1 protein-coding gene is annotated in these 1,252 nt (G+C 69.3%); it reads left to right on the top strand.

Features of this window, described 5'->3' with window-relative positions; genetic code table 11:
- Positions 1 to 41: 41 nt before the first annotated feature.
- Positions 42 to 1,252 (top strand): condensation domain-containing protein (locus tag ACIPEK_RS46705; RefSeq protein ID WP_402009152.1); only part of this gene is annotated, 1,211 nt, incomplete at its 3' end.

Consider the following 1,252-nt stretch of genomic DNA (forward strand, 5'->3'; position numbering starts at 1 on the left):
GTTCCCGTTTCGTTCGCGAGGGCGGGGAGTGGGTTGGGCGTGTGGTGGCCGTGGAGGCGTCCGATCTGGTCTCGGTGATCGACGCGGGTGGTGTGGCGGGTGCGGACGAGGCGGAGTTCCTTGAGGCGCGAGCCACGGAGGTACAAGCCGGCCTCGACCTCGAGGAAGGGCCGCTCTTCAAGGTGGCGCTCTTCGAACTCCGGGATCGCCGTCAGTTGGCCCTGGTCGTTGCCCACCACCTGATCGTGGACACCGTTTCCTGGCCGGTGTTGCTTGAGGATCTGGCTTCGGCGTACGCGCAGGTCGAGCAGGGTGCGCGGACGGTGGAGCTGGTCGCGAAGACGTCGTCGTTCGTGGCGTGGGCCGGGCGGCTGGCGGAGTTGGCGGTTTCTCCGGAGGTGGCGGCGGAAGCGGTGTTCTGGCGGGAGACCGAGGTGGCGGCGGTGCCGTTGCCGCGGGTGTTCGAGGGTGCGAATCCGGTGTCGGGGGCGCGGCGGGTGTCGGTGGCGCTGGAGGCGGGGCTGACGGAGCGGTTGCTGCGTGAGGTGCCGGCCGCGTTCCGGACGCAGATCAACGACGTGCTGCTGAGTGTGCTGGGTGCGGTGTTCACGGAGTGGACCCGGACGGGGTCCGTGCTGGTGGATGTCGAGGGTCACGGCCGTGAGGACGTCGGCACGGACATCGACGTGTCGCGGACGGTGGGCTGGTTCACCAGCGTCCACCCGGTTGCCCTGACCGCACTGGCCGACGGGGACCTGGGTGCCCTGCTGCGCCGAACGAAGGAGTACCTGCGCGGGATCCCCCGGAAGGGGCTGGGCTACGGCCTGCTGCGGCATCTCACCGACTGGACCCAGGACGGGCCTGCCGGAGCCGAGGTCAGCTTCAACTACCTCGGACAGTCCGTTCAGCCGACCGCCGCCGACACCGATCAGCGATCGGGTTCCGGCGCCGAACGCGCGAAGGAAGGGCGAGGCGGTCGCTTCCGTCCGCTGCCCGGTTCTCTCGGCGAGTCGCAGTCGTCACAGAACGAGCGCCCCCATCTCATCGAGGTCAACAGTCAGGTGGTCGACGGCCGTCTGGAGATGGTGTGGACGTACGGCGTCGAGGTGCATGACGAGGCGACGATCGCCGGGCTGGCGGAGCGGTACGTCGTGGTTCTGGGTGAGCTGATCGAGTACTGCTGCCGTCCGGACACCGGCGGGCACACGCCGTCCGACTTCCCGCTCGTCCGGATCGACCAGGCCGTGCTCGA

Source organism: Streptomyces sp. NPDC088246, assembly GCF_044741025.1.
Classification (GTDB): Bacteria; Actinomycetota; Actinomycetes; order Streptomycetales; family Streptomycetaceae; genus Streptomyces.